This window comes from Priestia sp. TGN 0903 (assembly GCF_050846855.1).
Taxonomy (GTDB): Bacteria; Bacillota; Bacilli; order Bacillales; family Bacillaceae_H; genus Priestia; species Priestia zanthoxyli.
In genome coordinates, this window is record NZ_JBOZGL010000008.1 from 97,085 (window position 1) to 122,050 (window position 24,966).

General features: G+C 37.4%; 27 protein-coding genes and 2 riboswitches. Of the genes, 8 read left to right on the forward strand and 19 right to left on the reverse strand.

Going from position 1 to position 24,966, the window contains the following annotated elements:
- Positions 1 to 3 precede the first annotated feature (3 nt).
- The gene (locus ACRPLY_RS22750; protein ID WP_028414329.1) at positions 4 to 399 is read right to left on the reverse strand and encodes an SET domain-containing protein; all 396 of its coding nucleotides are present in this window, start codon (positions 397 to 399) and stop codon (positions 4 to 6) included.
- A gap of 335 nt (positions 400 to 734) precedes the next feature.
- Between ACRPLY_RS22750 and rarD the strand changes: the two genes are divergently transcribed.
- Both rarD and ACRPLY_RS22760 read left to right on the forward strand, forming a co-directional pair.
- Positions 735 to 1,655, forward strand: a complete 921-nt coding sequence (gene rarD / locus ACRPLY_RS22755) for an EamA family transporter RarD (protein WP_033580677.1) — start codon at positions 735 to 737, stop codon at positions 1,653 to 1,655.
- A 62-nt stretch (positions 1,656 to 1,717) separates the two neighbouring features.
- Positions 1,718 to 2,488, forward strand: coding sequence for a TatD family hydrolase (locus ACRPLY_RS22760; protein ID WP_028414331.1), 771 nt, complete (start codon positions 1,718 to 1,720; stop codon positions 2,486 to 2,488).
- Positions 2,489 to 2,520: 32 nt separating this feature from the next.
- Here ACRPLY_RS22760 and ACRPLY_RS22765 read toward each other — a convergent pair whose 3' ends face one another.
- Entirely contained in the window at positions 2,521 to 2,658 is a 138-nt protein-coding gene (locus tag ACRPLY_RS22765) for a lmo0937 family membrane protein (protein WP_013055244.1), read from the reverse strand.
- Between the two features lie 187 nt (positions 2,659 to 2,845).
- Between ACRPLY_RS22765 and ACRPLY_RS22770 the strand changes: the two genes are divergently transcribed.
- Positions 2,846 to 3,289, forward strand: coding sequence for a YfmQ family protein (locus ACRPLY_RS22770; protein WP_028414332.1), 444 nt, complete (start codon positions 2,846 to 2,848; stop codon positions 3,287 to 3,289).
- Positions 3,290 to 3,863: 574 nt separating this feature from the next.
- On the opposite strand, the gene ACRPLY_RS22775 is transcribed toward ACRPLY_RS22770, so the two are convergent.
- From ACRPLY_RS22775 to ACRPLY_RS22795, 5 genes are all read right to left on the reverse strand, one after another.
- The gene (locus ACRPLY_RS22775; RefSeq protein WP_432232122.1) at positions 3,864 to 4,391 is read right to left on the reverse strand and encodes a GNAT family N-acetyltransferase; all 528 of its coding nucleotides are present in this window, start codon (positions 4,389 to 4,391) and stop codon (positions 3,864 to 3,866) included.
- A 69-nt stretch (positions 4,392 to 4,460) separates the two neighbouring features.
- The gene (nikA, locus tag ACRPLY_RS22780; RefSeq protein WP_432232123.1) at positions 4,461 to 6,002 is read right to left on the reverse strand and encodes a nickel ABC transporter substrate-binding protein; all 1,542 of its coding nucleotides are present in this window, start codon (positions 6,000 to 6,002) and stop codon (positions 4,461 to 4,463) included.
- A 143-nt stretch (positions 6,003 to 6,145) separates the two neighbouring features.
- A riboswitch (cobalamin riboswitch) is annotated at positions 6,146 to 6,336 on the reverse strand.
- A 2-nt stretch (positions 6,337 to 6,338) separates the two neighbouring features.
- Positions 6,339 to 7,343, reverse strand: a complete 1,005-nt coding sequence (gene ftsZ / locus ACRPLY_RS22785) for a cell division protein FtsZ (protein ID WP_014461739.1) — start codon at positions 7,341 to 7,343, stop codon at positions 6,339 to 6,341.
- A gap of 359 nt (positions 7,344 to 7,702) precedes the next feature.
- Positions 7,703 to 8,092 (reverse strand): tautomerase family protein, encoded by a 390-nt coding sequence (locus ACRPLY_RS22790; protein ID WP_033580680.1) that lies wholly within the window; start codon positions 8,090 to 8,092, stop codon positions 7,703 to 7,705.
- Between the two features lie 167 nt (positions 8,093 to 8,259).
- The gene (locus ACRPLY_RS22795) at positions 8,260 to 8,418 is read right to left on the reverse strand and encodes a hypothetical protein (RefSeq protein WP_165635927.1); all 159 of its coding nucleotides are present in this window, start codon (positions 8,416 to 8,418) and stop codon (positions 8,260 to 8,262) included.
- Positions 8,419 to 8,678: 260 nt separating this feature from the next.
- On the opposite strand from ACRPLY_RS22795, the gene ACRPLY_RS22800 reads away from it, so the two are divergent.
- Entirely contained in the window at positions 8,679 to 9,632 is a 954-nt protein-coding gene (locus tag ACRPLY_RS22800; protein WP_033580681.1) for a TRM11 family SAM-dependent methyltransferase, read from the forward strand.
- 37 nt (positions 9,633 to 9,669) lie between these two features.
- On the opposite strand, the gene rluF is transcribed toward ACRPLY_RS22800, so the two are convergent.
- Positions 9,670 to 10,386, reverse strand: coding sequence for a 23S rRNA pseudouridine(2604) synthase RluF (rluF, locus tag ACRPLY_RS22805; RefSeq protein ID WP_014461744.1), 717 nt, complete (start codon positions 10,384 to 10,386; stop codon positions 9,670 to 9,672).
- A gap of 276 nt (positions 10,387 to 10,662) precedes the next feature.
- Here rluF and ACRPLY_RS22810 point away from each other — a divergent pair, with 276 nt between their 5' ends.
- On the forward strand, positions 10,663 to 11,196 hold the full coding sequence (locus ACRPLY_RS22810; RefSeq protein ID WP_432232124.1) for an MFS transporter: 534 nt from the start codon (positions 10,663 to 10,665) through the stop codon (positions 11,194 to 11,196).
- Between the two features lie 56 nt (positions 11,197 to 11,252).
- Here the strand turns inward: ACRPLY_RS22810 and ACRPLY_RS22815 are convergent, their stop codons facing one another.
- The 4 genes from ACRPLY_RS22815 to ACRPLY_RS22830 all read right to left on the reverse strand — a co-directional run bounded on the left by ACRPLY_RS22815 (position 11,253) and on the right by ACRPLY_RS22830 (position 13,316).
- A complete protein-coding gene (locus ACRPLY_RS22815; protein ID WP_028414339.1) occupies positions 11,253 to 11,600 on the reverse strand; it encodes a hypothetical protein in 348 nt (115 codons plus the stop codon).
- A 27-nt stretch (positions 11,601 to 11,627) separates the two neighbouring features.
- The gene (locus ACRPLY_RS22820) at positions 11,628 to 11,873 is read right to left on the reverse strand and encodes a hypothetical protein (protein ID WP_028414340.1); all 246 of its coding nucleotides are present in this window, start codon (positions 11,871 to 11,873) and stop codon (positions 11,628 to 11,630) included.
- A 69-nt stretch (positions 11,874 to 11,942) separates the two neighbouring features.
- On the reverse strand, positions 11,943 to 12,392 hold the full coding sequence (locus ACRPLY_RS22825; RefSeq protein ID WP_155008646.1) for a hypothetical protein: 450 nt from the start codon (positions 12,390 to 12,392) through the stop codon (positions 11,943 to 11,945).
- 435 nt (positions 12,393 to 12,827) lie between these two features.
- Positions 12,828 to 13,316, reverse strand: a complete 489-nt coding sequence (locus tag ACRPLY_RS22830; protein WP_028414342.1) for a QueT transporter family protein — start codon at positions 13,314 to 13,316, stop codon at positions 12,828 to 12,830.
- A 9-nt stretch (positions 13,317 to 13,325) separates the two neighbouring features.
- A riboswitch (PreQ1 riboswitch) is annotated at positions 13,326 to 13,370 on the reverse strand.
- Between the two features lie 195 nt (positions 13,371 to 13,565).
- Here ACRPLY_RS22830 and ACRPLY_RS22835 point away from each other — a divergent pair.
- The 3 genes from ACRPLY_RS22835 (at position 13,566) to ACRPLY_RS22845 (ending at position 15,794) form a co-directional block, all read left to right on the forward strand.
- A complete protein-coding gene (locus ACRPLY_RS22835; protein ID WP_154990761.1) occupies positions 13,566 to 13,976 on the forward strand; it encodes an Lrp/AsnC family transcriptional regulator in 411 nt (136 codons plus the stop codon).
- A 383-nt stretch (positions 13,977 to 14,359) separates the two neighbouring features.
- On the forward strand, positions 14,360 to 15,226 hold the full coding sequence (locus tag ACRPLY_RS22840) for a YitT family protein (RefSeq protein ID WP_028414344.1): 867 nt from the start codon (positions 14,360 to 14,362) through the stop codon (positions 15,224 to 15,226).
- A 349-nt stretch (positions 15,227 to 15,575) separates the two neighbouring features.
- Positions 15,576 to 15,794: a hypothetical protein gene (locus ACRPLY_RS22845; RefSeq protein WP_013055227.1), complete on the forward strand. Its 219-nt coding sequence runs from the start codon at positions 15,576 to 15,578 to the stop codon at positions 15,792 to 15,794.
- Positions 15,795 to 16,037: 243 nt separating this feature from the next.
- Here the strand turns inward: ACRPLY_RS22845 and ACRPLY_RS22850 are convergent, their stop codons facing one another.
- The 7 genes from ACRPLY_RS22850 to iolG form a co-directional block, all read right to left on the reverse strand.
- Positions 16,038 to 16,826 carry a 5-deoxy-glucuronate isomerase gene (locus ACRPLY_RS22850; RefSeq protein ID WP_033580684.1) on the reverse strand — a complete coding sequence of 263 codons (789 nt, stop codon included), beginning with the start codon at positions 16,824 to 16,826 and terminating at the stop codon, positions 16,038 to 16,040.
- A gap of 134 nt (positions 16,827 to 16,960) precedes the next feature.
- Entirely contained in the window at positions 16,961 to 17,986 is a 1,026-nt protein-coding gene (locus tag ACRPLY_RS22855) for a LacI family DNA-binding transcriptional regulator (RefSeq protein ID WP_325077425.1), read from the reverse strand.
- 60 nt (positions 17,987 to 18,046) lie between these two features.
- Entirely contained in the window at positions 18,047 to 18,943 is an 897-nt protein-coding gene (gene iolE, locus ACRPLY_RS22860) for a myo-inosose-2 dehydratase (protein WP_028410219.1), read from the reverse strand.
- 83 nt (positions 18,944 to 19,026) lie between these two features.
- Positions 19,027 to 20,961: a 3D-(3,5/4)-trihydroxycyclohexane-1,2-dione acylhydrolase (decyclizing) gene (gene iolD / locus ACRPLY_RS22865; protein WP_325077426.1), complete on the reverse strand. Its 1,935-nt coding sequence runs from the start codon at positions 20,959 to 20,961 to the stop codon at positions 19,027 to 19,029.
- Positions 20,962 to 21,073: 112 nt separating this feature from the next.
- Entirely contained in the window at positions 21,074 to 22,531 is a 1,458-nt protein-coding gene (locus tag ACRPLY_RS22870; protein WP_028414349.1) for a CoA-acylating methylmalonate-semialdehyde dehydrogenase, read from the reverse strand.
- A gap of 73 nt (positions 22,532 to 22,604) precedes the next feature.
- Complete coding sequence (gene iolC, locus ACRPLY_RS22875; protein WP_033580687.1) at positions 22,605 to 23,612, reverse strand: 5-dehydro-2-deoxygluconokinase; 1,008 nt, start codon at positions 23,610 to 23,612, stop codon at positions 22,605 to 22,607.
- 79 nt (positions 23,613 to 23,691) lie between these two features.
- The gene (gene iolG, locus ACRPLY_RS22880) at positions 23,692 to 24,714 is read right to left on the reverse strand and encodes an inositol 2-dehydrogenase (RefSeq protein ID WP_325077427.1); all 1,023 of its coding nucleotides are present in this window, start codon (positions 24,712 to 24,714) and stop codon (positions 23,692 to 23,694) included.
- Positions 24,715 to 24,966: the final 252 nt, after the last annotated feature.

The following is a 24,966-nucleotide window of genomic DNA, read 5'->3' on the forward strand; positions in this document are numbered from 1 at the left end:
TTTTTACTTTTGTTCTTCTTCATCTTCACGATCAAACCAAAGGAGCTCTTGATCATCTTCATCTCCATTATAGTTGATGAGAATTTCTTCTCCTGCTTGGATATCCGTATATGCATAAAAATCAAAGGTATGATTGTCAAAATTAATTTCATACGTAGCATTGGGTGTATACGAGTGATTAAACAGCATACCGTATCCCAAAAGAATAGCCGTATGATTCACTCCATATTCAAAAGCATAATCCGCTAGTGTTGTTTTCTCAATAAAATCATGCTCTTTATTAGGATAAGCGATAACAGGAGCTTCGTGAATAAGCGTTCCTTTTTTAATATCTTGCTTAGCAAATACACCTCTGTTAAATTCTCCGTCGCTTATCGTAGACATTTTTATTTCGATCATATTCGTCACCTATATATTCTTTCCTCTAAGATTTTCTTCTTCCCTAAGCTTGACAGTTTATAATGGGGAAATCAACTGTTTTTCATAACCACTTGAATATAAGCTGAAGGAACGCTTATCATACGCACTTGTGTAAGCACTTACCTTGTTAGAAACACGCAATTTGATTTTATTTTAGACATAGAAAAGCAATGACCTGGCGCATAGCGCTTTTTTGAGCCATTCAACATGTGAAGAATCGTTTTTCTCTGTGATATAATCGTTTATGCTGCTTTTTTATGTTAATCTATGACTTTTATTACTGATTTTATCTTATGTTAGAAAGAAGGTTTCACATGAACTTAAATCACGACAGAGATGGTGTGATATATGCGGTCCTTTCTTATCTTATGTGGGGGCTCACGCCAATTTATTGGAAGCTGGTTCACCACGTAGCACCAGGTGAGATTTTAGCTCAGCGCGTTTTTTGGTCTTTTATTTTTATGCTTATTCTTTTATTAATGACAAAGAAATGGCGTACATACATTACGTTTATAAAAGAAATAGTGAAAAAACCATCCTTATTCTGGTCCCTTTTTACTGCGTCTGTACTTATTAGTGCAAATTGGGGCATTTTTATGTGGGCTGTCATTAATGGAAAAATAGTAGAAGCGAGCCTTGGACAATATATTAATCCCCTAACAAGTGTTTTATTAGGTGTTATTTTCTTAAAAGAGAGATTAAGCGGGGCTCAAATTTTTGCATTTATACTAGCAGGAATCGGCGTCTTAACGCTTAGTCTTCATTATGGTGTGGTTCCTTGGATTTCGCTTAGCTTAGCTGTTACCTTCGGATTATATGGTTTGGCAAAGAAAAAGATTAAAGCTGATTCAACGATTGGATTAACTCTTGAAACGATGGTCATCTCCCCTATTGCATTAGCATACATAGGCTACCTTACGTTTCAATCACACTTGCAGTTTTTTGATTCTTTTTCAACAAGTCTTTTATTAATGGGCAGTGGAGTAGTTACAGCTTTACCACTCCTATTATTCACAAAAAGTGCTAAAAAAGTATCATTATCAATGCTTGGTATTCTTCAATATATTTCACCAACCTTGTCTTTGCTAGCAGGAGTCATTCTATACCATGAATCGCTAACAAAAGCTCATGTTATTGCTTTTAGTTTTATTTGGTTAGCTCTTATTGTTTATACGTTCTCATCTATTACTAAATGGGGGAACAGAAAACAAATAAGAAATAAAGTGGAGGCTTAACAGAATCATACACTCTCTTACGTATTATTTTTAAACAAAATAGGCTGGGAGGAGCATTATTTATGAAACGCATTATTGACTCGCATATTCATCTAGATCAATATGAACAGAAAAGCTGGAAAGACATAGTTGAGCAGGATCCTTCGTTACAAGCGCTTATTTCTGTATCTTCTACATTACACTCTTGCCAACTTAATCAAAAAATCAGCAAGTTATATTCCTGCGTGAAACCTGCCTACGGATTTCACCCTGAACAAATGCTGCCTTCTTCAAATGAATTAGCGGAGCTGTTTGCCTGGATTGATCAAAACAATGAAGAAATGATCGCTGTTGGGGAGGTTGGTCTACCTTATTACTTAAGTCAGACCTATACTCTTTCTCTAGAGCCCTATTTGGAGCTGCTTGAAGCTTTTATTATTCATTCAAAAAAATGGGGGAAACCGTTAATTCTTCACGCTGTATATGAAGATGCTGAGATCGTGTGCGACTTACTAGAAAAACATTCTGTGCCTAAAGCTCACTTCCACTGGTTCAAAGGAGCTAAAAAAACCGTTGAACGAATGAAAAACAACGGCTACTATATTTCCGTTACACCTGATATTGTATATAAACCTAAAATCCAAGCGCTTGCCACAGATTACCCTCTTGACTACTTGATGGTCGAAACAGATGGTCCGTGGCCATTTGAAGGACCTTTTCAAAACCAGACAACGGTTCCATCAATGATGCATCAGTCCGTTCAGGAAATAGCACGTCTCAAAAGGGTTTCTGTAACGGAGACATATGATTTTTTATATCGAAATACAGCTCATTTTTATAATCTCTCCACATAAAAAGCCTTTCCCTAAGGAAAGGCTTTTTATATCTAAATTCGTTTCACAAGTTTTACGATCAGCACAATCACTGCAATGACAAGAAGAATGTGAATGATGCCGCCGCCAATATGAAAAACTAATCCTAATAACCAAAAAATAAATAAAAGTCCAATAATCGTCCACAACATAATTTTTTCTCCTTTTTTATATGTAGTATTTGTTATAATTTTATATTTCCCTAAATGTGCATAAATAAACGCATTTCATATACATCTTTTCACTAAAGAAGGTTCACATAATGTACAAAAAGCAATCATGTTCTCTGTGGTAAAATAAGTATGTAATCTTATTTAATTTAAGCGGAGATGATTAACTATGACATGGATTGTATTACTTTCCATCATTCTTGTAAGTGCACTCAAAATATTAATAACGTGTCTTCCAACTCCAGTGGTCAAATGGCTTATGACTAAATTTCAATTACACCCAACACTTGATGATCAAAACGCTACTGTCACAGTTGATGGGAAACATTTAGAAGGCAAAGACAAAATGCAAGTGATTGATTATTTTAATAAAGCAACATTTTTAAAACAATATTATGTCCATGAAGGAAATAAGGACTATTATAAACACCTAGAAGACAGTGAAACTCCACTTGTTATCGATACGAAAAAAGGGAAAAACGATGTTCGACTATGCGTATATAGCTATCATGATCATGTCGACGTCGTGAAACAATACAAAAAGAAGATTATCGCCTACAGCCTTCTGTCTGATCACCTTCAAAAGCAGTCCATAACAGCTGACCTAGCTTAAACCAGTCGCCTACAAGGCGGCTTTTTTAGTTTTTAGGTTTAGTTTGAAGTTACCTTATTTAAAAATACCAAACTTTAACATTAATTCTAATGCTATAACATAAATTAATAGAATTTTCTAAATTTTTAAGAGGTGATGGATAATGCTTTCTTTGTTAGGGTTTGGAATGATTGCTACTTTTCTTTCTTTTCAAGTGGGCCTTTGGGACAACTATTATCATGACAATTACAGCCATTTTAACGAACGCTGTTTCCCTTTAGACTTCTACTATAAAAAAAGGAAGCCGACTACCATAAGGCAATCGGCTCACACATGTAGGATATTGATTTAACACTAACAAAGTACAACACAACACTAGTAATTATATAATATATTTCATTATTTTGAAAGCGATTTCATATATATTTTTAAAAATATTTTGTTACTTGTTTTTTATAGAAAAAAACCACGTTTCAGCCAATTCGAAACGTGGTTCTTTTCTGTAAGGACTTGCCCTACAGGCTATAAATGTAAGTTACGTTCATTATAGCATGAGCCCATATACAGATTCCATGGTAATTACTGTATGATCTCGTTACGTTACGACTCGTTGTATTTTTCTGTCCATGTGCAGCGTATTCCATGGTTCGTCCTGTTCAGCTAGCCTTTTGATAAAGCCTTGTGAAGCCCAAAAAGGAATAGCGCCAGGTAAGAAAGGATGAGTATGCAGATACAGCGTGTCATAAAAATGACTTTGGGCAAATTGTTCAACTGCTTTTAACAGCTGCTGTCCAATGCCTAGACGCCGGTACGCTGGATCGACATAGCATTTTACAATCTCAGCTGCAGTTCTATGTTCATATCGCTCTTTTAATGCATGAAACCGTCCATCGTAAGCGTATAAACCAATGGTTCCAATTACTTGTTGATTTTCCGTAACAGCTGCAAAAAAAGCAGCGTCTTTCGCTTGAACGTAATGTTCATTAAAATGAAGCAAATCCACAGGAAGCTGATTTTTTTCCAGTATAGGAAATAGCTCATTCCGCATATTCATGACAAACTGAATCACTTCAGCATCCTTTTCTTTTACTTCTTTAATTTGATACATTTGTACTTCTTGCACGTTTACTGTCACATCCTTTTAACGATCATTGTATACTTTTTCTTTTCTCTGCTTATGCTGCAATGTTAACTACGGCGTTACGTCTAAATGCTGAGTCAGCATATAATACTCGCTTGGATTTGTTGTCCAGTTTTTCACTTTTTGATTATAAGCAACAACAATGTTTGGATGTACAATCGATGACGTCAGCATTTTTCTATTAATCAAAGCGGTTGCTTGTTTGGCTAACTGATCTCGTTTTGCGTCATCTACTGTTGAATTTAACTGTTCTATCATTTTTGTTAGCGTATCATCATTAATCCGGCTGGCATTTAAACCACCGCCGGGCAAATAGTTCGTACTTAAATAATAGCTGGCATCTCCTCTAGGTGCTGTGATAAGGCTGTACAATGCTAAATCCCAATCATCTTTTGCCATTACATATTCATCGCTATCTTCAACTAGTTGAATCTTAATAGTAATTCCTAACTCTTTGGCATTAGACTGTATAAGCTGAGCAATTAAAGGCAGTTCTGGCAAAGAACTGTATGTGACAAGAGAGAGCGATAGTGGCTTTCCATTTTTAATTGCTTTGTCATTTTTGATTTGATAGCCTGCTTTCTCTAAATATTTTTTAGCAGATGTCATACCTCTTTGCTCATTAGCAGTACTATCAGCAAAAGGAAATTGGGGTAAAAATGGACCTCGAGCCGCTGCCGCTTGATTGTTCATGATGCTGCTAACAATTTCTTTTCGGTTCAATAAGGTATCGATAGCTTTTCTTACATTTTCGTCTTTTAATGCGTCATTAGTTTGATTGTAAAGCAATAAATGGGTGCGCACACTAGGTACTCCACTTACTTTAAAAGACGGATCTGTTTGTAAAGTGCCCAAGCTTTCTAAAGGCGGGCGATAAATAATATCGGCTGTTCCAGATTGAAGAGCAGCAACTCGCGCATTAGCATCTTCGTTAAATCCAAAGATCGCACTTTTCAATTTCACTTTTCCACCCCAATAATTTTCATATCTTTCTAATTTTACTTGATTTCCTTGATCAAAAGACAAGACGCGAAATGGACCCGTACCAATGGGCTTCTTAGCTATATTAGAAGCATTAACATCTATAATAGCTGTATTTGGATGCACTAATTCAGAAGGAAATTTAGGCATTGGTTCTTTTAATGTAATTGTCAGCGCATGACTGTTCGCTTTCATTTCTTTAATATTTAAAGCGTTTTTCATCGCATAACTTTGGTCTATCGTTCTTTGAAGAGAAGACTTAACGGCATTTGCATCCAGCGCTTTTCCGTTTTGAAACGTGATGTTCTTTCTTATCATAAATGTCCATGTAAGGCCGTTATCTTTCGTTTCCCACTTTTCAGCAAGCCAAGGCTTTATTTTTAAATCGTCGTTGATTTTAACAAGCGTCTCCCCTACTCCCCCACGAACTGCTGTATAATTATCGTCCGTATGAGGATCAAGCGTTGCAGATGTAAAATTAAATAAAAACGTCACACTTTTATCCGTTTTCTTTCTTTCTTTTATACTTACGCTCTCTTCATTAGGAGCGCAAGCAGTGAGGCAAAGTAACACGAGAAATATCATAGATACAAGTTTTTTATTATTTATCATTCATTTTTCCACCTTCTATTTTAATACACAAAAAAAGCACTTCTAAAAAGAAGTGCTTGCCTTCACAACAAATTCAGATAAACGTATCCCTTGTTTATCGTATTTTTGATTCTGCCAAAACACCTCCCTATCCTCGTAGGTTATTGTGTGCTGCGATTTATGGCAGGTCTCCTGGCTTCAAGTCATTGCCTTATACCGCCTTCCCGTCTCTAAATAGACAGTGGCTTTTTGACATAAGGCTCCTTGTTACAGTGGCGGGACCGCTCCGGATTTTCACCGGATTCCCTTTTAAGGCAATTGAAAAACAATTGCCACCATAAAAGCTGGTTATTTAATTTAGTAGCGTGCTCTTGAAACTCTAGAAGTGGAAGCTGATGGTGAAATATCTTCATCATCAAATCCAGTGGCAATAACGGTTACCATCATTTCGTCCTTTAAATCTTCATTAATCACAGATCCAAAAATCATATTTAAGTCCTGATCAGAAGCGGACGTGACAATATCTGCTGCTTCCTGTACTTCGTAAAGACTCAGGCTGCTGCCGCTCGTAATGTTCAGCAGCACGCCTCTTGCTCCATCAATCGATGCATCTAGCAGCGGACTAGAAATCGCTTTTTTCGCTGCTTCAATTGCTCGATCTGATCCCGAAGCTCGTCCGATACCCATAAGCGCAAATCCTTGATTAGACATAATTGTTTTTACATCAGCAAAGTCAAGGTTAATCAGCCCCGGAACAGCGATTAAATCTGAAATACCTTGAATACCTTGGCGAAGAACATTATCTGCTTCACGGAATGCTTCAAGCATAGGTGTCTTTTTATCAACGATTTCAAGCAAGCGGTCGTTTGGAATGACAATAAGGGTATCTACCGATTCATTCATCGCAGTAATACCGCCTACTGCTTGCTTGGTACGTTTATTTCCTTCAAACTTGAAAGGGCGAGTAACTACTCCAATTGTTAAAGCATTTAGTTCACGGGCAATTTGGGCAATAACCGGAGCTGCTCCAGTACCAGTGCCTCCCCCCATGCCAGCTGTTACGAATACCATATCTGCGCCTTGCAGTACTTCTTGAATTTGCTCTCTGCTTTCTTCTGCAGCTTCTCTTCCTACTTCTGGATTAGCTCCTGCACCTAATCCTCGCGTTAATGCCGCACCAATCTGCATTTTCACATCTGCTTTAGATAAATTAAGCGCCTGAGCATCCGTATTAACGGCGATAAATTCTACCCCTTGTACACCATGTTCAATCATACGGTTAACGGTGTTATTTCCTCCACCGCCGACTCCAATTACTTTAATTCGCACTAATGGCGATACATCTGCATCAAATCCAAACATTCTAAGTTCCTCCTCAATGATCAAAATTACTTTCTCTTATTATCCGAAAAAACACGTGAAGAACCTTTTACTCCTATGTTTAACGCGTAACTGTTCTTTTGTTTTACAGATTTTATACATTTCTCTTTTAACCTTTAAATCTTTACATCTTTATGTAAAATTATTGTTGTTCTGAAGTTAGTACGCCGAACTCTTTTTTGGTTTTCCCACTCAAAACGGCATATAAGCTTATTGTATCATTCATTTGACAGATGTCTGTATTTAATTTTGAGTAAGATGTGACTAAGAGAATAATATTTTTATAGACAAAATGAGAAAAAGCCCTTAGAAATAAGGGCTTCTCTAGATAATAAACCATTTTATAATTTCCCAGTTAAGAATTGAGCTTCTCCCATACCAAAGCTCCAGTCAGCATTACCGTTTTCAACAATTGAAATCATAATGTCGCTTGGCTGAATTCCGCAGCTTTCTCCCAGCTCTTTTACAATTAATTTGTAAAGAGCTTGTTTTTGCTCTTCTGTTCGCTGTTTGCTCGTCACACTTATAATAACCAAATCCTTGCTTCTCTCAAAGCCAAGACCTGTATCTTCAATAATCATTTCATGAGCAGGATGCTGATGTACAATTTGATAACGATCGCGTTCTGGGACGCCAAAGGCTTCTAGCATCGCTCGATGAGTAGCGTCTAGTAATGCTTTTAACTCTTTTTCGTCTCTTCCTTCTATTACATCAAATCTAAGTAATGGCATACTAAGTAACCTCCAGCTTTTTGTCTAATGTATTATTGCTTTATCATATCACAACTATCATTTGTAAAAAAAAGATATGCTATTCACAATGTGCTCTCTAGTGAAAGAGACCTCAAACTCTTCAATAAAAGCTGAACCTAATAAAAAGAAATGAGCAGCATAACAACTCATTTCATTAGTACAAAAATATTTATAATAAGAGCTAAAATACATGCAGATACAATGGCAATGAGTACGTTCATCACAAGGTTTTGCGAGGATGTTTTAGCTTGTTTTTTCATATCAGCCCGACTCATCTGTTGCTTTTCATGATCACTTTTAGACATCACGTAGCCTCTCCTATTCATCAAAATGTCAGCAGTGTATAAATGATTTTTGAGAAACCTTGATCCAGTTCTTTTGTATAAACAGCAGCACATGCAGGTTATCATCAGTTATTTTAGCATGTTTTGTCAAATAAGTGGACTATGTAGCGCTTCAATTTAGTATTCACAGCCAAATATATTTAAATTCGTTGCTTTTCTCTTCTTTTCTCGCTATTGTTTGAGAAGAAGGATAATTAGATACGATAAAGGATGATACGATATTGAATAACCATACGCAGCTGCCTCAGTATATCTACACATACGCATGCAGCGAAGAGGAACTCTCACTATGTCAATTAGAGAGACGCTCTCTTTTTGAAATTGAAACTGAGAAACCTATCATAAGAAGCGCCGTTAAACTTGATCCAAGCAGAAGCCCTTTTATCAAAGAGCGATTAGATATTATGTATGAATCAGATGACCTTGCAGATATTTGCAAACAAGTAGAAGATATTGACCTTGGAGATCAAACATTTAAACTCATTTTTATGAAGATTAATGACTTAGAAAAAGATCAAAAAATAAGCTATAAAGGTCAGCGTGCGATTGAACGTGATGTGGGTTGGCATTTTGTAGCAGAAGCAGACTTGCATAACCCTGACCATTTGTTTGGAATTGTTCCATTTGAAGGACGCTGGTATTTTGGAAAATATCAAAAAAGCGAAGCTGTATGGCTGCATCATTTGAAGAAACCGCGTGAATACTCTACGGCACTCAGTACCCGCCTTGCAAGAGCTGTAGCTAACATTGCCGTTCCAAAGCCTGAAGGAATCAAAGCGATTGATCCATGCTGTGGTATTGGTACAGTCCTCGTAGAAGCTCTTTCAATGGGCATTGATATTGTAGGACGCGATATCAACCCACTTGTGACCGACGGATCTCGTGAAAATATTGCGCATTTCGGCTTAAAGGGTGATGTCAAAACCGGACCGATTTCGGATGTTACCACTCACTATGACGTAGCGATCATCGACATGCCTTACAATCTCTACACCCACGCGACGCCTGAAGATCAGCTTTCTATTTTAAAACACGCTCGCCGCTTTGCGGATAAAGTAGTCGTGATTACAGTAGACACGATTGACCATATGATTCATGAAGCTGGCTTTTCTATTTCAGATCGCTGCGTAGCGCGCAAAAGCGTATTTTCTAGACAAGTAGTTGTATGCGAATAAAAAAAGACACCAGTCTAACAGGCTGGTGTCTTTTGATTTACCACTCTTTAGGTTCATAGTCTAATTCTTTGAATAGCTGCGTACGCTCTTTTTTCGTTAAATCTCTCCATTGCCCAACAGGCAAGTTGTTTAAGTGAATATTCATAATACGCGTACGCTGAAGTCGGTATACTTCATATCCGAGCACTTCACACATACGGCGAATTTGACGATTTAAGCCCTGTGTTAAAATAATTTGAAACTCGTACTTAGATAGCTGTGTCACTTTACAAGGAAGCGTTTTTGTACCTAAAATTTTTACTCCCTCAGACATGTTTTTGATAAACTCGGGTGTAATCGGCTTATCTACTGCAACAATATATTCTTTTTCATGCTTGTTTTCTGCACGTAAAATTTCGTTAATAATATCGCCGTCATTTGTAAGTAAAATTAAGCCGTCTGAATCCTTATCTAGTCGTCCGACATGATGAATACGCAAAGGGTGATTGACTAAGTCAATGATGTTTCCCTTTACTTTTTTCTCACTCGTACTTGTAATGCCGACTGGTTTATTAAGTGCAATATATACATTATTTCGAGCAATCCGAAGCTGTTGGCCACTTACTCGAATATCATCGCCAGGCTTAACTTGATCTCCGATTTTTGCAACCTTTCCATTAACGGTTACTCTTCCTTCACTAATTAACTTATCTGCCCCGCGTCTTGACGCTTTGCCAGATTCGCTAATAAATTTATTCAGTCTCAGGTGAATCACAACCTTACATTTAAAAATTTTAAAATTTGTCTCTTCTATTAGAAACCGATATGTGTCAATTTCTATACCGTCCCTATCGTAACATGCTATACGCTTCTCGTCTTCTTTTAATTTCATTACTTGACTATATTTTTTTAACAGCAATAGAAGTATAGATCCAAAATACTTTGTAATCTTATTCTTAACATTTCAAGCAATGCTTACACCTGTCAAACTAACGTCAATCTCCACTTCTATGCAAGACCTAAACGTCTAGATTGACTGATCAGTATAGAGTTGCTACCATCAGGTTTTCTTATGCTTCCAGGAGGAGTAACGCTGGCTCTAACAGCTATGGTCGGAGGAAGTTTGTTTGATAAAATTGGATTTAAACCGCTGCTTTTAACAAGTTTAATTCTTTTAACGTTTATTTTAAGTTTGTTCACTACCATTTCAAGAGAAACAACTACGATGACTGCAGCTATTTTATACGCTGCCTTTACAATTGGCGTAGGTTTAAGCATAGGATCCGTAATGACGCTTGCTTTAAATCAAGTACCTAAACCGCTTCACGCTCACGGTTCAGCCATTTCAAATACGATTAACCAAGTTTCAGGCGCAATTGGACCCGCTTTGTATACAAGTATTATGACAATGGCTTCTCAGCACTTTATTCAACAATCAAATGAAACGAATAAAACGCTGTTACAAATAAAAAGTATGACAAGCGGGGTCCATACCGTCTATTATGTAGCCATCGCTTTCGCTATCGTTTCGTTCCTGCTCGCTCTTACGTTAAAGAAAAAAGACCAGCAGCTGGAGACGCAATAAATAAGAAACTAACAAGAGCTGCTCAAGTCATGAGCAGCTCTTGTTACATGCCGAATTTATATTACAAATGTAAAAGCAATCATAGATACTATGAAAGCAAGAATAATAATACCTCTCTTTTTTTCTGTTTTCCATGCTTCAATAGCGCCCGCGATACCACCAATGACTAAAATAAAAGTACCTATAATGTGCAGAGGCAGCAGCGATAATACTCTACCTAAACTCGCCATCACTCCTCCAATCAATATAAAGCCTGTTGTTATAATCGATTTTAATGATGTTAAGTCTCGTATAGCTTCTTGTTTTTCAGTCTTACTCAGTTTAAAGTACTCTATTATACTAAAAGCAGCGGGTGTTCCCCATAAAATAAAGAAGCTAACTAATCTATCCGTGTCTACATTCACTGTTTATTCACCACCGCTATTAGTTTCTTATACACTTTTCCTAACCCATTTTTTAGAGATAAAAAAAGCGGCTGTAGCTGCTACAGCGGGAATCATAAAAGCAAAGCTACCAGAATAACTGCCAAACGTTACTTTACTTGATAATCCTTCGATTGAGCTCCACATAGTCGAACTTTCTGGAACATATAAGAGCGTAAGAATCATTCCTGATAGCAGTTGAAAGCTACCCAAGAAAACGATGAAACTAATGATAAATAGTCCATATCTCTTCACTAAAATCTCCCCCTTGATTTATATACGATTTCACGCTTCATAAGTTCCATCATTTAACAAATCCATGTATTATTCTCGCTTCAAAGATCCTCCAAAAGAAAATTGATGGTAGTCATCGATCTTATTCCAATATCCTATGCACTTTACGTCAGGCTCATCAATAGCTAACGCTTCTTTATTAATTCCTTTATAAGGAAGAAATGCAGTCAACTTTACCTTTTGTTTTGGCTTAATATTTAACTTATTGCCTTCTGCTAACACCTTAAATTTATTTTCAGAATAACCGTTTTTTATTTTTAAAGGATAGGATAAAAAGACATTGTTTTGTTTGATGGTCAAATCGCTCTTGTTTACGAATTCCAATTCATACGAAATCCCTTGCTTCATCTTTTGTTCTTTGATGACGTTAATATGGATCTTTTCTAGTTCTCTTAAAGGAACGTTGTCTTCTTCTTTTGAACACCCGGCAAATAAGATAGCTAACACTAATAAAACAAGAATTCCTAACTTTCTATTCAAAAAATAATCCCCTCTCTCGTAACAAAGATTATTTTACAATTATAACTCAAAAAAGTTATTTAATGGTAAAAATACACAATTAAAAAAGCAAACCTTGTCGGTCTGCTTTTTTAATTGCTACGCATAGGTAATGTGTTGTTGTGCGAAAAACTTTTCGATAAGGAGTTTGCCAACTATATGTACATCGTAACAAAAGAAAAAAGAACGCGCTGTGAGATTTGTCACTTCTTCTTTCAAAATAATCTAATTGAATACTCGCTATTGCGTTACGCAAAAAGAGCAGAACGCAATAGCGACCTGCTCTTTTTACATGCTAGATATGGGTAATTTGTCCATGCGTGAAAAGCTCTTCAATAATAAGGGGTTTATCACTACACTTATAGAATAACAAAGATAAAAAGATGCGGCTGTGAGATTTATCACAGCCGCATCTTTTTATCCAACTAGCTTATTAAATTGTACACGTTTATTAATGGCCGCCATAATTGGTGCTCCAACAAGCATAACCACAAACTCACCAACAGCTGTTGTTAACCACGTAAAGAAAAATGGTAAATCAAATGCTAGGTGCAGTTCAAACGCAATAATAAACATCGTAAACGTAAACACAAGTGTATTAATAAGCATACGAGCCCACATATTTTTAATGTAGCGCATAGAAAAAATGGTAATGAGTAATGATAGTACAGATTGTCCTACCCCAAACACCAGATCATAAGCGACCATTGGTGAAAAAAACAAATTCGTCAGAAATACCCCTAGTACAATGCCGTACACGTACTTTTTATTAAATACAATCAAATGATTGAACATTTCTGATATACGAAATTGGATATTGGTGAAGCCAAACGGCTGAATTAACATGCTAACAGCAATATACATAGCTGCTAAAAGACCGTTGACGCAAAGTGTTCTTATATTCATCTTACTATTCTCTCCTTAGTTTTTTAACGTGGGATGGTTACGAACCACGTAAACACTCAAAGAATCATACAGCAAGCTTAAGCTTTCGTCAATCTAGCTGTTTGCAAACTACTGCTGCTTTCATGTCTTCCATATTGACTGCTCTTTTTTCTTACTTTTCTTTAGTATAAAATAGAAGACGTATCCGTATACATAGGTGACATAAAGTAGTTAACCCTTTTGATTTGAAATACGAAAGGATTTGTAGCGATGTTAGATAATACAGATAAGCGCATACTAGAAGAGCTATCAAAAAATGGACGTATGAAGATGAAAGAATTAGGAGAAAAAGTGCATTTAACCGGACAAGCCGCTTCTGCTAGAGTATTAAAGTTAGAAGATGAAGGCATTATCAAAGGCTATACAATTAACATTGATGAACGAAAACTTGGCTACACCGTCCATGCATTTTTAAATATCTATACGCAGAGCATTCATCACCACCCCTACCTTACATTTGTAAAAAGTCAGAAGAAGTACGTTATCAACAACTTTAAAATTAGCGGCGATGGCTGCTACTTACTAGAATGCAAATTTCATTCAAATGAAGAACTAAATGATTTTTTGACAGAGCTAAATCAGCATGTGAATTACAAACTTTCAATCGTCATTAACAAATAAATTTTTTTAAAAAATAAAGGTATATTAATTTATGAAAATGGTAATCCTAATAACGTATTCCCCCTATTCCAATAAATTTGAAAATCCTTTGCGCCGTCGCAAAGGATTCTTTTTTTATGTAGGAAACCGCCTTCTATTTTTTGAAAAGTTGAACATCTCTCATAGCGTTGACATAGCGGTCAGAGGTTTATATAATCGGTGACATCAAAGCATAGAAAAGCAGACTCAAGACATTATACACGTATCGTAATTCTTCGTCTTAGAAGTTGATCAGTTTTATAACTAGACAATTTCTAAGACGTTTTTTATTTTATCATTTGTGAAACACTAGTAAAAACAAAATTCCACGTGAAAATATCCTAATGATCAGGGAGGTTTGCATATTGAAAACAATCTATAAAGACATCATTTTAATTATTGCCGGAGCGCTTTTAGTTGCTGCATCCATTGATTTTTTCGTCATTCCAAATAAATTAGGTGACGGAAGTACGGTTGGTATTGCTCTTGTTTTATATTATTTATTTCATATCCCTACAAGTATCAGCACATTTCTTGTGAACCTTGTATTCATTGCCTTAGCTTATAAATTTCTAACTAAAAAAACCATTCTCTATACGATTCTAGGAGCTGTCATGACGTCCGTTTTCTTAGGTCTGGTCAGCTATATTCCTTTTCACGTTCACGACATGATTTTAGGAATTGTATTCGGGGCTTTACTAATGGGAACAGGACTGGCACTCATTTTTATCGCGGATGGATCTACCGGCGGCACAACTCTTTTAGCTTATTTATTAAACTACACAAAAGGCTACAATATCTCGAAAAGCATGTTCTACATGGACAGCGTCATTATTTTAGCATCGGTTTTTGCTATTGGCGTCAACAATACCCTCTATACTTTTATATTCGTCTATCTTTGTGCTAAAATCGTCGATGTTGTTATCGAAGGTTTCCACAACAAAAAAGCAATGACGATTATGTCTGATCAGTACAAAGACATTGCGCAAGTGATCACCAGTGAATTTGGAAATGCAGCTACCATCTTTTATGGATATGGCTACTACGCCAACAAAGATAAACGCATTATCTACGTTGTTATTAAAAAGAACGAGTTATTAAAAATTAAAAAGAAAATCCAGCAAATTGACCCGAATTCTTTTATTGTCATCCACGAAGTAAAAGAAGTTGTCGGCGGAAAATTTGGATTTATCGGCAATTCGCCTCATGAAACAAAAGCCGCTGCTAAATAAAAAAATCCACCTCTTGGTGGATTTTTTTATGAAAAAACCGTTAAGAAAAACGAAAAGATCCCTGCTAAAAAGTAAACTGACCCTAACGCAATTGCTCCTGTAACGACCGTAAATACACTTAATCCGATAGCCACCTTCATTTTCATCCACATCCCTTTTTAGATTAGTAGTATAAGTATGTCCAAGAATAGAAGATTTATAACTATGCCACCCTATTTATTTCATATATCGATGCAACAATTGTCTATTCAATGTGTTCTAAAACCACCCCTGGCGGCATAATGTATAGGAAGGATTTCATATACACATCTTTGTATCACACATATCATATGAAATTAGGTGAGATAAAATGGTGGCTGTCCACTTTTTTGAAAACAGAAAGCTTCTATTAAGCCAGCTGAGGGAAAACATTCCTTCTACGGGTGATGATTTAAAGATTAAGGGACGAAAAGGAACCGTCGTGCTTGTGAATGACATCGATGAAAAAAATGTTCACGTGGAAGTTGCTTTAGAAAAAGTAGTGAAAAAGAACTTAGCGTTAGATAATGCTAAAAAGAAAAGGAGATAAGCGGCTACGCTTATCTCCTTTTTTTGATTGACATACGATCTCTTGCTTCTGTTTAGAAAAAAAAGAGACTCCTAAAAAAGGAATCTGCCAAAAAGAGCGATATCATCGCCTGAATATTAATACAAGCTATACTTTAACATATAAAAACATATTTTACAAAAATAAACTATTATTTTACGCATAATTATTTTTTTATTCGAGGCTTTTCAACATTTGAAACCCATTTCGTATAAAGATCTTTATTTATTTTTCAGGCCAAATTTTTGCATCCGGCTCTAATAACCACTTATGCTCTTCTTCCATAATACGGTCTGTCCATGGATTATTGTCAAGATGGCGAATCATCCAGCAGAAGTACATCGCATAGCCAGGAGCCGTTGCTTGAGGATGATCTAATTCACCTGGAATTGTAATAAAACTATTATCAACTACACGGTATGCATCTTCTCCAACCATTGCACAGCCAAATCCTTGCGGCTTGTCAAAACGATAGTAATATACTTCAGGCTGATCATGATGATGAGGCGGATAGCTCGACCATCTTCCTGGATAAGAAATAACTTCTCCAATAACAAGGTTAGAATAAGGAGCGTTATTATAATCAAAGATTGTCCGAATGACACGCTGAGCGGTACCTTCCCATACTCCTTCACCAGCCACTGTATTTTGACAGTCTTCAGGCGTATATAATTTTGATGAAAATTCTTTTTCATTATCCGTTTTTTGAACTAGTACTCCACTATTGGCAAGCGCGGTAATTTTAACCTCCACATTTTTCGAAACGTGCAAACACCAAGGCTCTTCTTCAAAAAGAGACTCACGCTGAATTTCTTTCGAATGTCCTTCCCACTCTAGCTTTACCTTTCCTTCTAGTAAAAGAATAGCCGTTTCATTGTTGCTGTCTAGCAAGGTTTCCTCTTTTCCTTGAGACATATTATAAATCCCAATATCCATCAGCATATCTTTGTGCTGACCGGCCATTTCTGTAAGTACGTTGTATCCTTTATTTAATTCACCTAATTTACCTAGCATGTTTAACTTCCTCCTTTATGTAGTAGCACAATCAGAATTTACTAATCACTCATTTTTTCTTCATAGACTTTATACATTCTTTTGAATATGTGACTGTGAAGAGTTTTTATTAACAGCAATACTCTTGATTGTATTCAATTATTTGCAGATGCTGTGGCGTTTCTTCGTAACGGAGCCGTCGATTTCCGGACAATCAATTTCGGCTCAAGAAGTAAATGTTCTTTATGCATCGTTGAGTATTCCATTTCTCTAACCAGCAAATCCACTACGTTTACAGCCATTTCTTTTGTCGGTTGTGCTACCGTCGTCAACATGGGCGTGATGGTAGTAGAAAGAACGGTATTATCAAAGCCAATCACTGATAAGTCATTCGGCACATCAATGTTGAATTCTTTTGCCGCTTGTATGACGCCAATAGCCAGTAAATCGTTACAAGCAAAAATAGCCGTCACTTTCTCCTTCATTGAAAAAATTTGCTTAGCACTTTCATATCCTTTTTGAATACTTGCTTCGGTCGTAATAACGTGCTGAGGCGGCACGATGATTCCATTTTCTTGCATAGCGTCTCGAAAAGCATCTAAACGGGCGTGATTGCTTTTTGCATTTTCTGTAATAATCGCAATTTTTTTATGATGCAAAGACAGCAAATAATCAGTCGCTAAATAGCTCCCTTTGTAGTCATCCACTGTCACTGTATTAACGGATATGTGAGGAATTTCTGAAGCAATAACGCTAATCGGTATATCTTGCTTAAGCATATTTTTTAAAAGATTAGCATTGCGAAAAGCAGAAGCTACAATTAAACCGTCGATTTTCTGACGTATTAACAGCGATAGATACTTTTTCTCTTTTTCCGCATCGTTATCGGTATTGCACATTACAACATGGAAACCTCGCTCATGACTCCGGTCTTCTATGCTTCTTGCCAAATCGGCAAAAAAAGGGTTGGAGATGTCAGGTACGAGAAGCCCAATCGTTTTAGTGGGTTTTCCTGTTAAAGCAGATGCTACGACGCTTGGATGGTAATTCAACTGCGCCATAACCTCAATTACTCTTTGTCTTGTTCTTTCACTAATATGACCGGTTTGATTGATGACTTTTGATACCGTAGAAATTGATACACCTGCTTCTTCAGCCACACTATAAATGGTTGGCTTCATTTCCTCTCCTCCTTTCCTTTCATAAACACATAAAAGGCGTAAAATCTTTTACAATGGAAATTAAAGACCGCTTTTTTCTTTAATAAAGTTTCTTGCTTTTAACGCATATTCAAAAGGATTAGCAAGGGCTGGATCCTGTTCTGCTTCTACGACAAACCATCCGTTATAATCCGAAGTGGCAAGCGTAGTGAATACTTCATCAAATTCAATAGCTCCGTCACCTGGAACAGTAAAGGCTCCTTCTTTTACCGCTTGCAAGAAACTTAGGTCTTGTTCTTTGACTCGATCAACTACTTCTTGACGAATATCTTTTAAATGAACATGCTTAATACGGTGCAGATATTTTTTTAAGATATAAAGAGGTTCTTCTCCTGAAAAGACAAGATGACCGGTATCAAATAGCAGAGAAACAAGCTCCGGATTGGTAAGCCCCATTAGCTGATCAATTTCTTCTGTTGTTTGTACACCTGTTCCCATATGGTGATGATAGACAATATGCATATCTTTTTCTCGTGCCAGTTTCCCAAGATGGTGCAGGCCTTCTGCAAGTCTGCTCCACTCTGTTGGCGTGAACACAGGCTTTTCTTTAAATAAAGGAACATCCATCAGCCCCTGAATGCTGTGTCCTTGTTCAGACACAACAATTACTTTTGCTCCCATTTCGTATAAAAAATCGCGATGTTCAATAAATGGCGTTACCGTTTCTTCCAGCGGCTTTGTTGTTAAAAATGTACTGAACCACGCACTTGCAATTTCCAAATTCCGAAGCGATAATGCCTTTTTTAAGATTGAAACATTTCGCGGATATTTGTTTCCGACCTCACTTCCTCTAAAACCGGTTAAAGCCATCTCACTGATACACTGTTCGAATGTATTTTCAGCTCCCAGCTCAGGCATATCATCATTTGTCCAAGCAATTGGAGCAATCCCCAGTTTGACCGTATTTTCCTTGAACATCTCTTCCTCTCCCTTATATGAAATTAAAACCTTTTTATATTTATCGAATGTTTCTCTTCAACATCGGCCATTTCTCTTGCTTGTTAATAACCTCTGGCCATTTCAAGATTTTTCACTTTATCCTTATAGGCTTCTTGTACATGGTGATTTTCAGATACCGCTGCTACTCCTACATGCCACCACGATTCATAACCGTTTGTCATAGTTTTGGGTAGCACTTTAATATCAATTAATGTAGAAGTCTCTTGTTTTTGTGCATCTTCCATTGCCGTTTTTAGTTCTTCAAGAGAGCTTACACGATATGTTTTTACACCGTAGCCTGCGGCGCTGGCTGCAAAATCAATTTTCATCACGTTTCCGTTTAATTTTCCTGTTTCATCGTTTCGATAGCGAAACTCTGTTCCAAAACTCCCCATTCCATTTGACATTTGAAGATTATTAATACATCCAAATCCGGAGTTATCAAACAGTAAAATATTTATCTTTTTTCTTTCTTGAAGGCTTGTAATGAGCTCTGAATGCAGCATTTGATAGCTTCCATCTCCAACCATCGCATACACTTCTTTAGCTGGTTCAGCCAGCTTAACTCCAAGTGCACCTGATACTTCATATCCCATACATGAATATCCATATTCCATATGATAGGTATTGGGTTTATTAGACTTCCACATTCTCTGTAAGTCACCTGGAAGACTTCCAGCTGCACCAACAATGACGGAGTTGTCATCAAGGAGCTTATTCACCTCTCCAATTACTTCTGTTTGCGTTAATTGAGTACCAAGTGATTCTGCATATTCAGCTAAGCTTTCATCTAAATGACCTTTTATTTCTGGAATAAAATCTGCCCCTGTAAAACGTATGCTATGTAGACGCTCTAATTCTGCTTCCCATGCGTCTTTTGCACTTGCAATTTCTGTCGTGTAACCAGACTGATAGCCAATTGACATGAGCTCTTTCCTAAGAGCAAACAACCCTTCTTTTGCATCAGCTACAAGCTTCACGGCATCCAGTTTATTTGCATGAAATTCAGACGTGTTAATAGTAAGAAATTGCACGTCGGGATGTTGAAAAAGCTGTTTAGATGCTGTTGTAAAATCAGTAAATCGAGTGCCTACTCCAATTACTAAATCCGCATCTTTAGCGATTGTATTAGCAGCTGAGTTTCCTGTTACACCTATTCCGCCAAGATTATAGCGATAGTCGCTTTCAACGGCACTTTTCCCAGCTTGAGTTTCTCCAAATGGAATATGGAACTCACTAGCAAATTGTTTTAACTCTTTTGCAGCTTCTGAATACCGAACGCCTCCTCCGCAAATGATGATTGGCTTTTTCTTTGTTTTTATTGCTTGAATTGCATCTGCTAGACTGTCCCTAGTCGGAAGGCGACGCTCAATGCGGTGAACGCGCTTTTGGAAGAAATAAGCTGGAAAGTCCCATGCTTCTCCCTGCACATCTTGAGGCAAACAAATAGTTACAGCTCCCGTATCTGCAGGATTCGTTAACACACGTATCGCATTAATCATAGCTGTCATCAATTGTTCAGGGCGGCTTACGCGATCCCAGTACTTACTCACTGGACGGAAAGCATCGTTTGTAGAAATAGATAAATCATATGACTGTTCAATTTGCTGCAAAACGGGATCAGGCTGTCTAGTTGCAAATACATCGCCGGGAAGCAACAAAACTGGAATGTTATTAGCTGAAGCTGTTGCTGCCGTTGTAACCATATTTGCCGAACCTGGTCCTATTGAAGATGTGCAAGCCATAATCTGCTTTCGATGTTTTTGTTTTGCAAAAGCCATCGCTGCATTGGCCATTCCTTGTTCATTACGTCCTTGATATACATCTAGATTTCCTGGGTCTTCTTCCAAAGCTTGCCCAAGACCTACTACATTTCCGTGCCCGAAAATTGTAAAAATCCCTTTAATAAACTGATGCTGCTTTCCATCAAATTCAACATACTGCTGATTTAAAAACTTCACTAATGCTTGTGCCGTCGTCATTCTAACTGTTTCCATGCTTCTTTCTCCCTTCTAATACTAGATTGCGATTTTAAAAAAGGAAGCATAAGGAATATCTTTAATTCCTGATACCTCCTTTTAAAATGGAATGCGATTTTTAATGAATCACTTACCAGCGCGTTGTTACCATTTTCTTTCTTGTATAAAACTCCACGCCGTCCGTACCATTTGCATGAAGATCACCGTAAAAAGAATCTTTCCAGCCAGAGAATGGGAAGAATGCCATAGGTGCCGGTACCCCTACATTTACTCCTAACATACCAGATTCAATATTTTCACGGAACTCACGTACGCTGGCGCCGCTATCTGTATAAATACAAGCACCGTTTGCAAATCGAGAGTTATTAGCTACTTCAATAGCTTCTTCTAATGTTTTCACACGTACAATAGACAGCACAGGTGCAAAAATTTCATCTTGCCAAATTTTCATTTCTTGCGTAACATGATCAAAAATCGTTGGTCCGACAAAGTAGCCCTTGCCATTTACTGCTGCATCTGTGCGACCGTCACGAATAAGCTCCGCTCCTTCTTGCACGCCTGATTCAATATAGCTGAGCGTACGCTCTTTATGATTTTCACGAATGACTGGTCCTAAGAAGACGTTTTCTTCTAAGCCGTCGCCAATTACAATATCATTTGCTTCCTCTACTAATCTTTCAATTAGCTGATCCGCAATTTCTTCTTGTACAGTAACAACAGATGCTGCCATACAGCGTTCACCTGCTGAACCAAAAGCGGCTCCGATAATTTGTTTTGTTGCTACGTTCAAATCTGCATCATTTAATACAATTGAATGGTTTTTAGCACCGGCTAAAGCTTGAACACGCTTTAAGTTTTCCGTACCTTTTTTGTACACGTACTCAGCTACAGGCTGGGAACCTACAAACGAAATAGCTTTCACTAATTTATGTTCAAGAAGACCGTTTACCACATCATGCGCGCCGTTTACAATATTTAATACACCTTTTGGCAAACCAGCTTCTTCAAACAGCTCAGCTAATCTTGCAGCTAACAGCGGCGTACGCTCAGAAGGCTTTAACACAAATGTATTGCCGCAAGCGATCGCAAGCGGGAACATCCAGCAAGGAACCATCATTGGAAAATTGAACGGTGTAATTCCTCCAATGACGCCAATTGGATAGCGGTACATGCCAGACTCAATATCTGTTGCAATATCAGGAAGCTGTTTCCCCATCATTAACGTAGGAGCTCCTGCCGCGAATTCTACGCATTCAATTCCACGCTGCACTTCACCTCGCGCTTCGTTAAAGCTTTTTCCGTTTTCAACTGTCACTAACTTTGCTAATTCATCCCAGTTATCTACTAATAGCTGCTGATACTTGAATAAAATTCGTGCACGTTTAGGCACAGCTGTTTTTGCCCACCCTTTGAACGCTTCATTTGCTGCTTGCACCGCTTGATCTACGTCTTCTTTTGTAGAAAGAGGTACCTGTGCGATTAATTCACCTGTTGCTGGGTTATACACAGGTTCCGTTTTTGATGCAGCTGATTCAATCCATTGTCCACCAATATAGTTTTTTACTGTTTTTACTGCTGTTTGCGTCATAGAATATCTCTCCCTTTATCTGATTTTAATAAGCTTCTATTCCTTTAATCTCTCAAGATTTTCCCTTTGTTTATTAGGCTTCCTGCAAAACTTCAGTTGCTGTCTCCATAAAGTTGAAGAGCTCAACGCTTGTCGGCATAGCATCTGAACAGCTGTGTCTTGAAATGACAATCGAAGCGGAGGCACCCCCCAATCGCATTGCCTGTGGAATTTCCAGTCCTTGCATCAATCCATAAATAAAGGCTGAAGCATAGGAATCACCAGCACCAAACGTTTTCAGAACTTTTGTTTTAAATATTCCTCCACGGTGAGACTTACCATCTCTTGTATAGGCAATAGATCCTTCTCCACCATGCTTAATCACGACGATTTGAGCATGGTGAGAAAACCAGCGCTCTGCTGTTACTTGATCATTAGATTCTTCATAATTTAAAAGTTTTTCCATCATGTCAAACTCTTCTCGCGTACCAATAATCACATCTGATTTTTCAGCAGCTAAATTAAAATAGACTGCCGTTTCAGCTTCCGATTCCCATGTATATGGACGATAGTCAATATCAAAAAACACTACAACTTCATGCTTGCGTGCGTATTCTAATGCTAGAAATACAGCTTCACGAGAAGGACTTTGTGCAAGAGCGGTTCCAGATATTAAAAGAGCCTTTGACTTCTTAATATATTCTTCTGATACTTCTGTAGGATCTAGTTTTAAATCCGCTACGTTATCTCGATACATTAAGATGCTGCAATCTGTAGGGCTCTTGATTTCCGTAAAAGCAAGCCCCGTTACAGCCCCTGTTTTATCGACAGCAATACTATCTGTATTAATCTTATTTTTTTGAAGATACCCAGTAATGAAGCGGCCCATTTGATCATCTGATACTTTTCCGATAAAACCGGTTTTTAAGCCTAGCCTTGCTGCTCCAATCGCAATATTAGCTGGAGAGCCTCCTACATATTTAGTGAATGTTTTAGTCTCTTCCATTGGACGCTGTGTTTCATTTGCATTTAAATCAATACATAAGCGACCGATAGCGATAAAATCTAACTCACGATTTTCTTTAAAAACAAGCGGATTCATCTTTACTCCTCCTTAGTTAAGCGCTTTCCTAAAAAGGCGAAAAGAGCAAGATATTCTCTTTCAGCCCACATTTCTATCATTAATTCACTGCGTATTTTTTATGTTCAATCTTCACTGGCTGCCCTGATAGTAAAGATTTTTTTGCTGCTTTAGCAATTCGTTCTGCCTGTAATCCATCGTTACCTGTACAAATTACGCTTTGATTTTCCATAATTGCTCTTGCAAACTGTGTTACTTCATCTATATATGCTTGTGTATAGCGTTCAAGGAAGAAATATAGCGGCTTCTCTTTCACTACACTTTCGCCTGTTGATATTTCTACTGTAGTTGGACGGCAATTATCAGCAGTAGCGGAACCTTTTTCACCAAAAACTTCAAGGCGCTGGTCGTAACCGTAGACAGCTTGACGACTGTTATCAATCACGCCTAAAGCTCCGTTTGCAAATTTCAATGACACAATTGCCGTATCTATATCCCCTGCTTCTTCAATAGCAGGATCGATGAGCGTCGTCCCGTAAGCCGATACTTCAATTACTTCACTGTCCATTATATAACGAGCCATATCAAAATCATGAATCATCATATCCATGAACAATCCTCCTGAAGCGCGGACGTATTCTGGACTCGGAGGCTGAGGATCTCTGGAGGTGATTTTTAAAATGTGCGGCTGCCCTACTTCTCCCTGCTGTACAAGATCATGCACTTTTTTAAAGTTGGGATCAAATCGTCGGTTAAAGCCAACTTGAAGCTGTACGCCGTGTTCTTTTACTACTTCTAACGCTTGGATTGTTTCTTCTACTGAAAAACTAACGGGCTTTTCACAGAAAATATGCTTTTTCGCTCGAGCAGCTTCTTCAATAATCGATGCGTGCGTATTCGTTGGCGAACAAATGAAAACGGCATCAATTTCTGAATCTGCTAATAAATCTTGATAATTTGTTGTTAACATTGAAATTCCTTTACTTGCAGCCCACTCGTGCAAATGATCTACCACTACGTCTGAAACCGCTTTAATTTTTATTTGCGGCATTAATTTTAAATTATCAACATGTAATTTACCTATTCGTCCAGCACCAATTATTCCAATTGTAAGAATCCCCATCTTATTTTCCCCTTTAATTAAAAGTTAAGAAAACATTCGCTCAAACCTATTTTTAGGTTAAGCGCTTTCCTATTTCCAATTATACATACTGTTTTTTGAAATGCAACATTTTTTTATAGATTATTTAGAATATTTGTTTTTTTATTCATCTGATTGTACAGTATGAAAAACCTTATTTTTATCTATTTATGCTTAAAATTAAGGGAATTCTCTATATTTAAGTATTCTTATAATAAGGGCAAGTTATTATAA

What these genes read in the sequence shown, in the direction of transcription:
- ACRPLY_RS22760 (WP_028414331.1), top strand. Translation starts at nt 1,718, where the DNA reads ATGAAACGCATTATTGACTCGCATATTCATCTAGATCAATATGAACAG.
- ACRPLY_RS22850 (WP_033580684.1), bottom strand. Translation starts at nt 16,826, where the DNA reads ATGCTAGGTAAATTAGGTGAATTAAATAAAGGATACAACGTACTTACA.
- iolD (WP_325077426.1), bottom strand. Translation starts at nt 20,961, where the DNA reads ATGGAAACAGTTAGAATGACGACGGCACAAGCATTAGTGAAGTTTTTA.
- ACRPLY_RS22790 (WP_033580680.1), bottom strand. Translation starts at nt 8,092, where the DNA reads ATGCCATTACTTAGATTTGATGTAATAGAAGGAAGAGACGAAAAAGAG.
- rarD (WP_033580677.1), top strand. Translation starts at nt 735, where the DNA reads ATGAACTTAAATCACGACAGAGATGGTGTGATATATGCGGTCCTTTCT.
- ACRPLY_RS22870 (WP_028414349.1), bottom strand. Translation starts at nt 22,531, where the DNA reads ATGACGCAAACAGCAGTAAAAACAGTAAAAAACTATATTGGTGGACAA.
- ACRPLY_RS22835 (WP_154990761.1), top strand. Translation starts at nt 13,566, where the DNA reads ATGTTAGATAATACAGATAAGCGCATACTAGAAGAGCTATCAAAAAAT.
- ACRPLY_RS22845 (WP_013055227.1), top strand. Translation starts at nt 15,576, where the DNA reads ATGGTGGCTGTCCACTTTTTTGAAAACAGAAAGCTTCTATTAAGCCAG.
- iolE (WP_028410219.1), bottom strand. Translation starts at nt 18,943, where the DNA reads ATGTTCAAGGAAAATACGGTCAAACTGGGGATTGCTCCAATTGCTTGG.
- iolG (WP_325077427.1), bottom strand. Translation starts at nt 24,714, where the DNA reads ATGGGGATTCTTACAATTGGAATAATTGGTGCTGGACGAATAGGTAAA.
- ACRPLY_RS22855 (WP_325077425.1), bottom strand. Translation starts at nt 17,986, where the DNA reads ATGAAGCCAACCATTTATAGTGTGGCTGAAGAAGCAGGTGTATCAATT.
- nikA (WP_432232123.1), bottom strand. Translation starts at nt 6,002, where the DNA reads ATGATAAATAATAAAAAACTTGTATCTATGATATTTCTCGTGTTACTT.
- iolC (WP_033580687.1), bottom strand. Translation starts at nt 23,612, where the DNA reads ATGAATCCGCTTGTTTTTAAAGAAAATCGTGAGTTAGATTTTATCGCT.
- ACRPLY_RS22795 (WP_165635927.1), bottom strand. Translation starts at nt 8,418, where the DNA reads ATGTCTAAAAGTGATCATGAAAAGCAACAGATGAGTCGGGCTGATATG.
- ACRPLY_RS22770 (WP_028414332.1), top strand. Translation starts at nt 2,846, where the DNA reads ATGACATGGATTGTATTACTTTCCATCATTCTTGTAAGTGCACTCAAA.
- ACRPLY_RS22830 (WP_028414342.1), bottom strand. Translation starts at nt 13,316, where the DNA reads ATGAATATAAGAACACTTTGCGTCAACGGTCTTTTAGCAGCTATGTAT.
- ACRPLY_RS22765 (WP_013055244.1), bottom strand. Translation starts at nt 2,658, where the DNA reads ATGTTGTGGACGATTATTGGACTTTTATTTATTTTTTGGTTATTAGGA.
- ACRPLY_RS22750 (WP_028414329.1), bottom strand. Translation starts at nt 399, where the DNA reads ATGATCGAAATAAAAATGTCTACGATAAGCGACGGAGAATTTAACAGA.
- ftsZ (WP_014461739.1), bottom strand. Translation starts at nt 7,343, where the DNA reads ATGTTTGGATTTGATGCAGATGTATCGCCATTAGTGCGAATTAAAGTA.